The 12695-nt window shown below is 63.0% G+C and carries 11 protein-coding genes; 9 read left to right on the top strand and 2 right to left on the bottom strand.

Annotation, left to right across the window (positions count from 1 at the left end; all coding sequences use genetic code 11):
- Positions 1-115 precede the first annotated feature (115 nt).
- The 7 genes from CH266_RS02265 to CH266_RS02235 all read left to right on the top strand — a co-directional run bounded on the left by CH266_RS02265 (position 116) and on the right by CH266_RS02235 (position 8890).
- Complete coding sequence (locus CH266_RS02265) at positions 116-2197, top strand: hydantoinase/oxoprolinase family protein (RefSeq protein WP_045840816.1); 2082 nt, start codon at positions 116-118, stop codon at positions 2195-2197.
- The gene (locus CH266_RS02260) at positions 2194-4011 is read left to right on the top strand and encodes a hydantoinase B/oxoprolinase family protein (protein WP_094714588.1); all 1818 of its coding nucleotides are present in this window, start codon (positions 2194-2196) and stop codon (positions 4009-4011) included. Before CH266_RS02265 ends, CH266_RS02260 begins: the two co-directional genes overlap by 4 nt.
- Positions 3957-5216, top strand: a complete 1260-nt coding sequence (locus CH266_RS02255; RefSeq protein ID WP_255175816.1) for an amidase — start codon at positions 3957-3959, stop codon at positions 5214-5216. The genes CH266_RS02260 and CH266_RS02255 overlap by 55 nt, the downstream gene beginning before the upstream one ends.
- A 174-nt stretch (positions 5217-5390) precedes the next feature.
- Positions 5391-6407, top strand: coding sequence for an ABC transporter substrate-binding protein (locus CH266_RS02250; RefSeq protein ID WP_094714587.1), 1017 nt, complete (start codon positions 5391-5393; stop codon positions 6405-6407).
- Positions 6408-6483: 76 nt separating this feature from the next.
- The gene (locus CH266_RS02245; RefSeq protein WP_441347035.1) at positions 6484-7248 is read left to right on the top strand and encodes an ABC transporter ATP-binding protein; all 765 of its coding nucleotides are present in this window, start codon (positions 6484-6486) and stop codon (positions 7246-7248) included.
- Positions 7245-8069, top strand: coding sequence for an ABC transporter permease (locus CH266_RS02240; RefSeq protein ID WP_045840818.1), 825 nt, complete (start codon positions 7245-7247; stop codon positions 8067-8069). The genes CH266_RS02245 and CH266_RS02240 overlap by 4 nt, the downstream gene beginning before the upstream one ends.
- Positions 8069-8890: an ABC transporter permease gene (locus tag CH266_RS02235; RefSeq protein ID WP_094714585.1), complete on the top strand. Its 822-nt coding sequence runs from the start codon at positions 8069-8071 to the stop codon at positions 8888-8890. The genes CH266_RS02240 and CH266_RS02235 overlap by 1 nt, the downstream gene beginning before the upstream one ends.
- Before the next feature lie 36 nt (positions 8891-8926).
- On the opposite strand, the gene CH266_RS02230 is transcribed toward CH266_RS02235, so the two are convergent.
- The gene (locus CH266_RS02230) at positions 8927-9760 is read right to left on the bottom strand and encodes a LysR family transcriptional regulator (RefSeq protein WP_094714584.1); all 834 of its coding nucleotides are present in this window, start codon (positions 9758-9760) and stop codon (positions 8927-8929) included.
- Between the two features lie 90 nt (positions 9761-9850).
- Here CH266_RS02230 and CH266_RS02225 point away from each other — a divergent pair, with 90 nt between their 5' ends.
- Positions 9851-10543, top strand: a complete 693-nt coding sequence (locus CH266_RS02225) for an SDR family oxidoreductase (protein ID WP_217900981.1) — start codon at positions 9851-9853, stop codon at positions 10541-10543.
- A 194-nt stretch (positions 10544-10737) separates the two neighbouring features.
- Here the strand turns inward: CH266_RS02225 and CH266_RS02220 are convergent, their stop codons facing one another.
- The gene (locus tag CH266_RS02220; RefSeq protein WP_094714583.1) at positions 10738-11028 is read right to left on the bottom strand and encodes a nucleoside triphosphate pyrophosphohydrolase; all 291 of its coding nucleotides are present in this window, start codon (positions 11026-11028) and stop codon (positions 10738-10740) included.
- 18 nt (positions 11029-11046) lie between these two features.
- Between CH266_RS02220 and CH266_RS02215 the strand changes: the two genes are divergently transcribed.
- Positions 11047-12162: an HNH endonuclease gene (locus CH266_RS02215; protein WP_094714582.1), complete on the top strand. Its 1116-nt coding sequence runs from the start codon at positions 11047-11049 to the stop codon at positions 12160-12162.
- Positions 12163-12695 lie beyond the last annotated feature (533 nt).

Below are 12695 nucleotides of genomic sequence, written 5' to 3'. Positions count from 1 at the left end.
CCCGTCGATCATCAGCACTATGACTCATGTCACCTCAGCAGTGACCCCACGACTTCGTAGGACACGCGGAGCACGCCTTCCCGCTCCCCTCGGGCACCGACAGAACGGACGCAGCATGAAACGCATTGGAGTCGACGTCGGCGGCACGTTCACCGACCTCGTCCTGTGGGACGACGACGGCACGGTCGTCGTGCACAAGACCCCGTCCACCAATCACGATCCCTCGATCGGCACGATGGACGGCATCAAGGTCCTCGCCGAACGCGCAGGGATCGACCCGTCCGAGATCGACATGTTCTTCCACGGCACCACCGTGGCCACCAACATCGTGCTCGAGCACAACGGCTGCGACGTCGGCATGATCACCACCGAGGGTTTCCGCGACCTGCTGCACATCGCGCGCAAGAAGCGTCCTCTCAATTACTCGAACTACCAGGATCTTCCGTGGCAGAAGTGGCAGCTCGTGCCACGGCGCAACCGGCGGGTGGTCCCGGAACGCATCGATGCCGCAGGAAACATTCTGACCCCACTCGACGAAGATGCTGTGCGCGAACAGGTTCGCCTGCTGCGTGAGCGAGGCGTGCAGGCCATCGCCGTCGCATTCCTGCACGCGTACCGCAACCCCACCCACGAGCAGCGCGTGCGAGCCATCATCGAAGAAGAGTTCCCGGGCGTCTTCATCTCCCTCTCCAGCGAGGTGGCCCCGCAATACCGCGAGTACGAACGCTTTTCGACCGCAGCACTCAACGCGTTCATCGGACCGAAGACCTCGAAGTACATCGAGAACCTGGCCGGTAAGGCGAAGGCAGCGCAGGTCGGCGAGGACGTACACCTCATGACCTCGGCCGGCGGGCTCGTCACCTCCCGCAGCGCCAGCGAAATCCCGGTCTCACTTCTGACCAGCGGGGTGGTCGCCGGCCTGCTCGGCGGCTGCGCCATCGGTAAGGCATCCGGGTTCCCCAGTGTCATCACCCTCGATGTCGGCGGTACCTCCGCGGATGTCGGCGTGGCACCGGACGGTGCCCTGCGGATGAAGCATCTGCTCGACACCCGAATCGGCGACTATCACGCGATGGTGCCCATGGCCGAGGTCGACACCATCGGTGCCGGCGGCGGATCCATCGCCGTGGTCGACGACGGCGGCATGTTCCGCGTCGGACCACGCAGCGCGGGTGCCGTTCCCGGTCCCGCCTGCTACGGACACGGCGGCACCGAACCGACGTCCACCGACGCCATGGTGATGATGGGATGGCTGCGCGAGAAGAGCTTCCTGTCCGGAACAATGGAGGTCAAGCCCGAGCTGGCGCGCGAAGCGATTCAGACTCACATCGCCGACAAGCTCGACACCCCACTCGACGACGCCGCGATGGGCATCTTCAAGATCCTAGCCCATTCCATGACCGAGGCGATCAGCCTGCACTCGGTGCGTAAAGGCTATGACCCGCGCGACTTCTCACTGATCGCCGAGGGTGGAGCCGGTCCGCTGTTCGCGTGGCAGATCGCCGACCAGCTCGGTATTCCGCGGGTCATCGTGCCCGGTCACCCCGGCATCACCTCCGCTGTCGGCCTGCTCACCACCGACATCCGCTACGAGGAGCCGACGACGGTGTGGACGTCGTCCGCCGACCCGAACATCGAACTGCTGCAGGAGCAGGTCGAGCGTCTGTCCGCACTGGCCGTCGCACAGCTCGAGAAGGACGGTGTTGCGGCCGAGAACATTTCGCTCGAGCGCAGCGTCGACTGCCGATACGTCGGCCAGGGCTACGAACTCCGCGTCGCTGCACCGGACGGCGACATCGACGACGTGTGGGTCAAGACCGTCGCCGAGGCATTCCACGACGTGCACGGACGCACCTACTCTCAGCGGTTCGACGACAAGCCCGTGCAGCTGATCAACGTCCGCGTCACCGGCGTGGGTGCGGTTCCCCACGTACAGATCGCCGATATCGCCGTGGGCTCCGCCGACTCCTCGGCCGCGATCAAGACGACCACGCAGGCACTGTTCTGGCAGGACGAGACGTCCGCGCCGCAGTGGGTGGACACCCCGGTCTACGAGCGGTCACTCCTGCTGGCGAACAACGAGATCGACGGTCCTGCGATCGTCGAGCAGTTCGATTCCACCACGATCATCGGCATGAATCAGCACGCCACCGTCGACGCCGTCGGCCACATCATCATCGAGAGGAACCCCGCATGAGCAAGGCGCTGATGCCCACCACCGGAGTGTCACTGGCGGGCGAATCCACTCGAACCTGGAACGACGTCGAGGTCGATCCCATCACGCTGCGCGTCATCGGCGGAGCCCTGCAGTCGATGGCCAAAGAGATGGCTCAGGTGCTCTACCGCATGGCGTACTCGTCGCTCATTCGAGAGTCCGAGGACCTCGGCGCGGGCATCTTCGACATCAACGGACGCGAACTCTGTGAATCGGATTCGACTCCGATGCACTGCGGTTCGATTCCCGCCTACATCAAGGGCGTCAACCGTCGCCTCGCCGGAACGTACAAGCCCGGAGATGTGGTGCTGCACAATCATCCGTACCACGGAGCGGCTCACTCCCCCGACTACGGCGTGATCATTCCGATCTTCTGGCAGGGCGAGCACATCGGCTTCGCCGGGTGTACCGGTCACGTGTCCGACGTCGGCGGCAACTTCCCCGGCCTGTGCATGGACGTCGTCGATGTGTGGGCCGAGGGCAAGCTGATGGACTCGATGAAGATCTACGAGGCCGGGGTCCGCAACGACTACCTGATTCAGCACATCCTCGACAACGTCCGTACGCCCGAGCAGAACCGCGGCGACCTCGAAGCACTGATCGCGTGCTCTCGCATCGGCGAGAAGCGATTCACCGAGCTGCTCGAGAAGTACGGCCTCGACACCGTGATGAGCGCGGGCGAACGCTGGATGGACTACTCCGAGTCCATGCTGCGCAAAAAGATTCGTGAGATTCCCGACGGCAGCTACACCGCGCCCATCGGATACCTCGACGACGACGGTAAGAACCGCGACGAACCGCTCAAGGTGGCTGTGCGGGTGCAGGTCGAGGGCGAGGACATTCTCATCGACCTCACCGGCTCCAACAGCCAGGTGCCCACCGCGTTCAACGTCCCGTTTGAGGGTTCGGTTCTGCCGGTGGCTGTCTCGGCCATTCGTACGATTCTGCTCGACGAGGATCTGACGGAGGAATTCGTTCCTCAGAACGACGGGTGCTTCCGACCCGTCAAGGCCTATGCCCCCGAGGGGACGATCTTCAACCCGGACTTTCCCGCGTCGTGCTTCGCGCGGTTCTCGCAGGTGAACCGGGTGTTCGACTCGATCAATCTCGCTCTGGCCCCGGTGCTTCCGGATCACGCGATCGCGGGATCGTCCGCCGCCCTGTGCGCCATCGCCTACTCCGGTATCGCTCCGGACGGCGAATCGTATTGGGTCTACATCGAAATTAACGAGGGCTCCTACGGTGGCCGCAATGGCAAGGACGGCATGGACGCCGTCGACGCCCTGATGGCCAACACTCGCAACAACCCCATCGAGGAGCTCGAGCTCAACCACGCTATGCGCGCGTTGCGGTACGAGCTGCGCGACGAGGCACCCGCGCCAGGGAAGTGGCGCGGCGGTATCGGCAGTGTGCGCAAGTGGTTGATGGAGACCGATACGTTCCTCGGTTCCGAGGCCGACAACCGATCGGATGCTCCGGCCGGAGCTCTGGGTGGACACAACGGTGTGTCCGGCTCGTTCACCAGGAACGCCGGGACTGACCGCGAGGAAGTGTTGTACTCCAAGGTCACTCAAGAGACGATTCGTTCCGGTGAGACGCTGGAGATCAAGCTCCCCTCAGGCGGTGGCTTCGGAAACCCGTTCGAGCGTGATCCGTTCCAGGTGCTCAGCGACGTCTGGGACGAGTACCTCACCGAGGACGATGCTCGACGCGACTACGGTGTGGTCGTGAACACCGATTCGTGGACGGTCGACGAGGACGCGACGGCCGAGCTGCGCGCCCGGAGCGCGGCCTGATCGAGGACGGGACCTTCGGCGGTGTCGTCCGGTGGATCGACGACCGGAACGACACCCCGGGGCCCCTGTCCGGCCTGAGCATCGGAGTCAAGGACAACATCGACGTGGCCGGCGTCGAGACCACCTGCGCGTCGGAGTTCTTCGAGCACAACGTCGCCGACGCTGATGCCGAGGTCGTCACCCGCCTACGTGACGCAGGCGGGTCGGTGGTCGCGAAGCTGAACATGGCCGAGTTCGCCGTTGGTGTCACCTCGCAGAACTCGGCTGCGGGCCCGTCGTACAACCCGTGGAATACCGCTCGGGTGCCCGGCGGATCGAGCGGCGGTTCGGGGATTGCCGTCGCCGCCGGACTGGTCGACGCAACCCTGGGCACCGATACCGGCGGGTCGGTGCGCCTCCCCGCCGCGGCGTGCGGGATCACCGGTCTACGCCCCAGTTGGGGATCGATCAGCAACGACGGCGTGTTCCCGGTAAGCGAGCAATTCGACACCGTCGGCCCGATGGCGCGGTCGGTGGCCGAGGTGAAGGCTCTGTTCGACGTCTTGTCCCCCACTCCATCCGAACCATCAGCCGTGACACGCATCGGTGTGCCCAGCGTCTTCCTCACCGCGGACGTGGATCCGGGCGTCGCGCAGACCGTCGCGGCCGCGGTGCGCACGTTCGCCGAACTGGGGTACGAGATCGTCCCCATCGAGCTAGGGCGTGCCGCCGATGCCCAGGACATCGTCTACACGATCGTCTACAGCGACCTCGCTCGCTGCCATCGGCACCGGCTCGACACCGAGCCTTCTCGCTTTCAAGCCGCGACTTACGAGCGAATAAGGTTGGGCCTGAGCATCTCCGAGTCCGACCGTGCCCGTGCATTCACCGGCCGCGATCGGTTCCGTCAGGCCATGACCGCCACGTTCGAGAGTGTCGACGCGGTGCTGACCCCGGCCATGCCCGTCGATGTTCCCCCGAGGGACGGGGGCGACGACGTTGTCGCGCTCTCACGCCGGATGGGACAATTTACGTACCCGTGGTCGTTGCACGACGGTCCGACGCTTGCTCTGCCGGTCGGGTTCCACCCGTCCTCGGGCATGCCGGTGGGAGCGCAACTGACCGCTGCTGCGCACTGTGAGGGCGCGTTGTTCGGCGTGGGTGAGCGCTATCAGTCGGTGACCGGCTGGCATCGGGCGATACCTTCGCATACATCTGATCTTTAACCCGTCCCGTGCGGATAATCTACGGGCATTGTCCGGATTTACCTTACCTTGACGCCTAAAACATCTTATGTTTAGGTAGAAGACAGCTGTTACGTACGTCTCACTACGGGTGGGCCTGCGACAGCAGACACTCCCCTTCGGCATCGTCACGCCGATCATCCAGCGAGGACGCAGATGCATTTACGCCGAGCCACGTCCATCATGGCAGCACTGACGCTGTCCACCGCATTGGTGGCCTGTGGATCCGATCCCGGTCCCGACGCGGACCCCGCCAATCCGGTCACGATCGATGTCACCGTCTCGGCAGCGGCCGAAATCTACAGCATCCCTTGGCTTGTCGCGCAGAAGCAGGGACTGTTCGAGAAGCACGGCGTGATCGTGGAGAACATCGTTCCGGGCAAGGGCGGCAGTGCCACCATGCGCACGCTGCTCGACGGCAACATCCCCATCGGTGAGGTCAGCTACCCGTCGATCGTGCAGGCGGACGCAGCCGGCTCCGAACTGCGCATCGTCGGCGGCGGCACGCAGGGGCCGTACCCGATGAACTTCTACGCGCTCGCCTCCAACACCGACATCAACTCCATCGAGGACGTCCGCCGGTGGGCCTATACCCGGCCCAACTCGGCGTCCGATGCTCTGACGCGTCTGCTTCCCTCCGTTGCAGGCGTCGACCCGAGCCGGATCGAGCGGGTTGCCTCCGGCGGAATCGGTGAGGGTTTCGCACTACTCGAAGCCGGCAACGTCGATATCGCGCTCGTTCCCTCTATCGTCGCCGAACAGCGGCCGGAGGATTTCAAGCTGATCGTCAGCAGCCCCGACTATATGTCGCGGTTCCTGCAGTCGACGATCACGACCACCAAGGATTACGCCGCGAGTAATCCCGGTGTCGTACGGGCCATCAACGCCGGTTACACCGAGGCGGTCGCATCCATCAAGGCCGATCCTGTTGCGGCCGCCCAGATCTACGCGGACTACACCGGCTTCGATGTGGAGTCGGCGACCGCGGTGGTCGAGCGTGCATCCTCGGTCGACACCTGGGGTGGCGGCTTCGATACCGCGTCCGTCGAATCCGCCCAGGACGGCGTCGAAGCGTCCGGGAGCGATCGAGTACCCAATTTCTGCACCCTGTTCGACCCGGACTTCCTCGCCACGGGAGTAGAGACCGACGTTCCCGGCGACTGCGACTCCTGACCGCAATTTCCCACCACCAGAAGGTAGCGACGTGACTCACGCAGCGACTCGACCCCGCCCCGACACCACCTCCGCCATCGCCGTCGCCTCGTCGGTGTCGCGGCACTTCGGTGATGTGACCGCCCTCCACGAGATCGACTTATCCATCGGTAGGGGCGAATTCGTCTCCGTCGTCGGGCCCAGTGGCTGCGGCAAGTCCACTCTGCTCGAGGTTTTCGCCGGACTCCAGGATCACGATGGCGGCACCGTGCAGGTCGACGGGCAACCGCTTACCGGTCCTCGATCCAAGACTGCGGTCATCTTCCAGGAATCGGCGACGCTGCCCTGGCGAACCGTCCGCGACAACGTCGCGTTCGCTCTCGAAGTCCGAGGTGTCGGCAAGAAAGAAAGACGAGCCCGCGCCGACGAGCTGCTGAACACAGTGGGACTGGGCAAGTTCGGCGACCACTACCCCACCCAGTTGTCCGGCGGTATGCGTCAGCGTGTGGCCATCGCGCGTTGCCTGTCCATGGAGCCCGACCTCATTCTCGCGGACGAGCCCTTCGGAGCGCTCGACGAGCAGACGCGGTTGGTCATGTCGTACGAGCTGCTCAAGATCGTCGAGAAGCTCACGTGTGGAGTCCTGTTCATCACCCACAGCATTCAGGAAGCGGTATTGCTGTCCGATCGTGTGCTGGTGATGAGCGCGCGGCCCGGTCGATTCATCGACGAGATGGACATCGACCTGCCCCGTCCGCGCTCCGAAGACGTTCTCGCAAGCCCGGCGGCGACTGCTCTGCACGAACGTATTTGGTCGAGTCTGCGCGACGAGGCCAAGAAGACGATGAGCATTGAGCCATGAGTTCGCCGACGCGCGAGAGCGACCGCGCCTCCGTGGTCCCCGGATACATCCGGCCCGCCCCCTCCACCCAACTCGGCCTCCCCGCATGGGGCTGGACCGTACTCATCCTCGTCGCGGCACTGGTGGCCATCGACATCTCGGCACGGTTCTTCGCTTCTCCGCTCGACATCGTTCCGGTGACCGACATGATCTCGACGTCGCTGAGCCTGCTGACCGACCCGGACTTCCTCGTCGACGAGTTGGGCCGCACGCTCGGCATCATCGTTCTGGCTTTCGTGCTCAGCTCCGTACTCGGTGTCGGCGCCGCGTACGTGCTGTGGCGGTACGAGCTGTGGGACAGAGCGTTTCAGCCCTACCTCAACGTGTACTACGCCGTCCCGACGTTCGCGCTGTACCCGATCATGGTGGTGCTGTTCGGTGCTGGCGTGGCTCCGATCGCCATCCTGTCCACCATCTTCGCTTTCGGTGTGGTGGCGTTGAACGCACGCACTGGTTTCAACGCGGTGTCGCCGATCGTCACCAAGCTCGGGACCACTCTGATGTTGACGCGGTGGCAGTACTTCCGATCGGTTCTGCTGCCGTATGCGCTGCCGAGCATCGTGACCGGACTCAAACTGGGGCTCTCGTACGCCGTCATCTCGGTCTTGGCCAGTGAGTTCATCCTGTCGACCCAAGGCCTGGGCCACTTCATCTCCATCGCCTATGACGGGTTCGACATCGCCGACATGTACGCCGGGATCCTCATCGTGGCGCTGATCGCTTTGCTCTCGACCTCGCTGATCTCGCTCGCGCTCAACCGATTCGATTGGAGGCGCCGCTGATGAGCAGCACCTTGGACAGAGTAGCCACCGCCCCTTCAGTTCCCCCGAAGGTGACCCCGTCCGCGGGACGCACGAACGCTCGACGGTTTCTGCCTCCGGTGGTCGTGGCCGTCGTCGCGGTGTTGATCTGGTGGATCGCGGCCGTTCTGGTCGACAGTCTCATCTTCCCGACGCCTGCCGAGGCCATGGCCTCGCTCGTCGAGGACCTGGGCAAAGCAGACTTCCGCGCCAATGTCGGCGACTCGCTGCGCATTCTTGTGCTCGCGTTTCTGGCCAGCACGGTCGTGGGTTCCCTGCTGGGTCTGACGCTGGGTCTGAGTCCGTTCTGGACCCGAACCATCGCCCCGATCGTGTACTCGATCAACAGTATTCCGAAGATCGTGCTGTACCCGATCTTTCTGTCGTTCCTCGGCATCGGCGCACTGAGCCGATTCGGCTTCTCCTTCTACGCCGCGTTCATCCCGATGTTCCTCGTCGCTGTCGAAGCCACCGCGTCGGTCCAGAGAATTCACTTGAAGATGGCCGCGTCACTGCAGGTGAGCTGGCCCAGGTTGATCCGTCAGATCGTGATTCCTGCGGTGCTGCCGGCATTGGCGACCGGTATGCGCATGACCTTCGGCTTGGCGTTCCTGGGTCTGCTTCTCGCCGAAATGTTCTCGTCGTCCAGTGGCATCGGATATGAACTGCTCCGCAACGTCAGCCTGGTGCGGATGGAGAACATCATGGGCACGGTTGTACTGATCCTGGTGATGGCACTGCCTCCCACCATCGCCCTGCAGTGGTTGGAAACCCGTATCACCTCGAAATACGGCGGACGGTAATCGCAGTGGATCGGCACGCCGAGGGTTTACGGTCCGTCACTCGAACGCAATCCCGACGGCCGACCGGACCAATGCCGATACCGCTGGCGATCGGACTCCGGCCGGCCACGCGATGACCGTCGTGATCATCGGCGCATCAACGACAGGCACGGCCACATGCTCGGGCCACTGCCACGCGCGACTCGACGCCGGAATCACCAGCAGCGCCTGACCCAGCGCGACTAATTGGGCGATCTGCGATTGACCGCGCACCTCAGGCCCGGGCCCCTGCGGATAGGTGCCGTCGAGCTGTGGCCACCGAGCCATCGGCAGATCCGCGACGTCACGGATATCGTCCATCCTCAGTTCGTCTTTCGAGGCCAAGGGGTGATCACGCGGAACGATTGCGACCTGCCCCTCGGTGACGAGGTCCTCGGAGTCGAACCCGACGAGGTCATCGACGGGGCGATGCATCAACGCCACGTCGGCATCACCGCGGCGAAGATATTCGGCCTGCTCACCGACTTCACACAACAAGACATCCACGTCAACGGGGTACGCATCGAGAACGCGGCGCAGGAGCTCATGGGACGCACCGGCTTTGGTCACCAGTTTGACTCTGGCACCGGCCGCTCGTGCTCGCTGCGCTGCCGCTGCCACGGCGTCGAGCGCCGTGGCAGCGTCCCTCAAGAACACGGCACCGGCAGCAGTGAGGGCGACTCCGCGACGATTCCGATCCAGGAGGGCGACGCCGAGTCGGCGCTCCATCCTGCTGATCGCTCGCGAGAGTGGTGGCTGGGCGATCCCCAAGCGTTGCGCTGCGCGTCCGAAGTGCAGCTCCTCGGCAACGGCGATGAAGTACCGGAGTTCGCGTGTTTCGAGGTCGTCCACTCCAACAGCGTAGTTGTGATACCCGTCGAGTATCACTGGTTGGTCGATCGGTATTGGACGCACTTGCTCTCGACGCCGACCATGGATCGCATGACGACAAAGACCGCGCTGATCACCGCCGCCAACAAAGGGATCGGCTTTGCCATCGCGCACGGACTCGGACTTCAGGGAATCAGAGTGGGAGTCGGGGCCCGCAACGATGCACGACGACAGGACGCGGTCGACAAGCTTCGCGCTGCCGGCATCGATGCCTTCGGAGTCCCCCTCGATGTCACCTCCGACGACAGCGTTGCTGCCGCCGCCAACTCGATCGACGACCTCGACATACTGGTGAACAACGCAGGCATCTCCGGCGGCGACCAACAGAATCCGAAGACGCTGGATATCGACGTACTGCGGACTACGCTGGATACCAACGTATTCGGAGTCATTCGAGTGACGAACGCACTACTTCCGACTCTTCTTCGGTCTGCCTCGCCACGCATTGTCAATGTCTCGAGCAACATGGGCTCGCTCGCGCTACAGACCGGCCCGATAATGGCGGCATATGCTCCATCCAAGACCATGGTGAACGCGATGACCGTGCAGTACGCACGGCAGCTCGCGGATACTGCGGTGATCGTGAATGCATGCTGTCCGGGCTATGTGGCAACGGATTTCACCGGATTTGCATCCACACGCACGCCGGAGGAGGGTGCGCGTATCGCGCTGAAGCTCGCCACCCTGCCCGACGACGGCCCGCGGGGCGGATTCTTCGACGACGCCGGATCGGTGGCCTGGTGAGACTCTCGGTATCGGTTCGATCCCGAGAATACGAAGTCCCAGCTACAGTCAACCTCTTGCCGCTGGATAAGTTCTTGCACAGCAGCATTCGCGCACTCCATGCCTGAGTTCTCATGACCGTTTGTCATAACTAGAACGGTCAGCGAACCAACTTGCCTCGTGCCTTGCGCAACAATGAACAGGCGCTACTCAAGCTAGATCCGCTGCTCAAAGCCACCACGTTGTGATCGCTTGTCAGCAGCTACCGTATCGAGAGCCTCGTTGGTCAGGCCAAGATGTGCGGCGAGTGCGCGCACGACCTCGAGGACATCGGCCAAGTCCTCCGGCCTACCTTCCGTTGTTGCGTCGCGAAACTCGCGTGCTTCTTCAAACAATTTGTCAATCAGCGCGTTTCCATAATCCTCAGTCTCAAAGATTCGATATTTGGGGACGCGACCTGAGGCTTCGATGATCGACGGAATCAGATCACGAACAAGTTTTCCCATGCTCAGTAGTGTGCAGGTATGTCGATTCCCTCGCCCGCTGATCCGCTGACGCTTGGGCAGCACCTGGTCAGCGTTCTCGACTCTGGCGCGCGTGTCGCCACCTACAAGCTGGCCGTCCTGGTCGCGCTACTCGAGTTCTCGGTCGAGAACGTTCCCGAGGATCACGGTTCCGCGGTCGATGTCGATCTCGACGACTTGGCCGAGCGCGTTGTAAGTCTCTACTGGCGGCAGGTCCGTGACTTCGACGGTCATTATCTCCGCCAGTCGACGCAGGCGAGAGCAACGATTCCCGACACTGTCCGCGAGTTTGCTCGTGCGACGGCAACTGCCGGCCGAGAAACGCCGTTGGACATCGCGGCCCGAAGAAACCCTGGTCTGTTCCGCGAAATGATCAAGAAGGTGAAGCTTGTTCTCGTGCAACAGCCGCTACATCGCCTGCAACGAGTTCCGGGCGGGTACGCGGGCAAGTCATTTCTGTTCGACGACAGTTGGATGAGCGCCAAGGTGGGCACGAACACCGTCCTGGCCCATGGCAACCGGATCACGCTGTACCCCGGGGTGTGTTTCGCTCTGGCGCGATTATCCTCTTTGCTCAAGCCTGCGTTGATGCTCGCTTGGGTCGACGATGTCCGGCGAAAGAACAGCTTTCTCGACGATGACGTGCCGGATCTCGAAGGCCATCTGTTCGGCAACAGCCGAATCGCGCTTGTCCGTCCCAGAGCCGCGTTGATCGAGGCCTTCGGTCCGTCGTGCTTCTATTGTTCGACGCGGGTGGGGTCGGAGGCGCATGTCGATCACGTGCTCCCGTGGTCGAGGGTGGGAATCGACGGCCTCGCGAACTTGGTGTTGGCTTGCCCATCCTGCAACACAAGCAAGTCTCAGCTGTTGCCCGCGCGATCACACGTCCTACGTGTGCTCGACCGCGGCCGCGATTCCATCACCGAATTGGCTTCAACCATCGACTGGCCGGTGCAATTCGACCGAGTGGTTACTTCAGCACGGGGGCTGTACGCCTCCCAACCAGAGGGCTCCCCAATCTGGTTGGGTCGAAACAAGATCACAGCTCTACGAGTCGATTTTTCTTGGCTGGAGGGATACCGCATCGAACTATCGGACATCGCGGAACACGAGTAGCCGACCAACTCAAAGTTGATTCTGAGGTCTCCGTCTCGCTCCCTCGACAACGTCGATTCGCGGACATCGCCGGCATTCCGTGGAACGTTCCCACAACTAGCGACGATCTCTTACGGTGAGAGCAATGCAGTTCTGCCACCCACCAGTGGAGCGGCAACGACCGAGTAGTGCGGAGATCTGATGACCCAGCCCCAACCGACTGACGCGACTCACCGAATAGAGGAAGGTGGCCTCGTCGTCGAGTTGTTCGCCCATCCTGCGGTGAACCTCGCGCTGGTCCACAACGGGGTTCCTTTGATCACGGCTCTGTCTATCCGGAATGCGTCGAACCAAGACGCTATCGACGTCCAGGCGTCGGTCCAGTTGTTTGGCCGTGGGCATCCCATCTCTCCCGAGTTCGACGAGGTTAACGACGGTCCGCTCGCTCCAGGCTCTGCTCTTCAGTGGGATAACTTCGCCGAGGTCGTGCCTGAGGTCGATCATTTGCAGGAACTCAACGAGAGCTATCCGGCAACTATCTACGTGAGTGTCAG

It is taken from the genome of Rhodococcus sp. 06-1474-1B (genome assembly GCF_002258885.1).
GTDB classification, from domain to species: domain Bacteria; phylum Actinomycetota; class Actinomycetes; order Mycobacteriales; family Mycobacteriaceae; genus Rhodococcoides; species Rhodococcoides fascians.
The sequence above is the reverse complement of the archived record's forward strand: the minus strand, read 5'-3'. Positions and strand labels throughout refer to the sequence as shown.